The sequence below is a fragment of the Glaciecola sp. 33A genome (assembly GCF_002836745.1).
In the GTDB taxonomy this organism is placed as follows: Bacteria; Pseudomonadota; Gammaproteobacteria; order Enterobacterales; family Alteromonadaceae; genus Glaciecola.
In genome coordinates, this window is sequence record NZ_PJAR01000017.1 from 1 (window position 1) to 557 (window position 557).

The 557-nt window shown below is 44.9% G+C and carries 1 protein-coding gene; it reads left to right on the forward strand.

The genetic code is table 11. The features are described 5' to 3' along the window. The coding region (locus tag CXF81_RS00370; RefSeq protein ID WP_255409394.1) for an EF-Tu/IF-2/RF-3 family GTPase at positions 1 to 557 on the forward strand (557 nt) is incomplete at both ends.

The window sequence follows — 557 nt, forward strand, 5'->3', positions numbered from 1 at the left end:
TGGGAAGCGAAAATTCTTGAGCTAGCAGAAGCATTGGATAGCTATATTCCAGAGCCAAAGCGCGATGTTGATAAGCCGTTCATTCTTCCAATCGAAGATGTATTCTCAATATCAGGCCGTGGTACAGTTGTTACAGGTCGTGTTGAGCAAGGTATTGTTAAAGTCGGCGAAGAAGTAGAAATCGTTGGTATTAAAGACACCGTTAAAACAACGTGTACGGGCGTAGAAATGTTCCGTAAGTTGCTTGACGAAGGTCGTGCTGGCGAGAACGTTGGTGTTCTATTACGTGGTACTAAGCGTGAAGACGTTGAACGTGGTCAAGTATTAGCGAAGCCTGGTTCAATCAATCCACATACTAAGTTCGAAGCTGAAGTATATATCTTAAGCAAAGATGAAGGCGGGCGTCATACCCCATTCTTCAAAGGCTATCGTCCACAGTTTTACTTCCGTACAACTGACGTTACAGGTGCTGTAGAGCTTCCTGAAGGCGTAGAGATGGTTATGCCAGGTGACAACTTGAAGTTTGAGGTTGAACTCATTGCCCCTATCGCGATGGA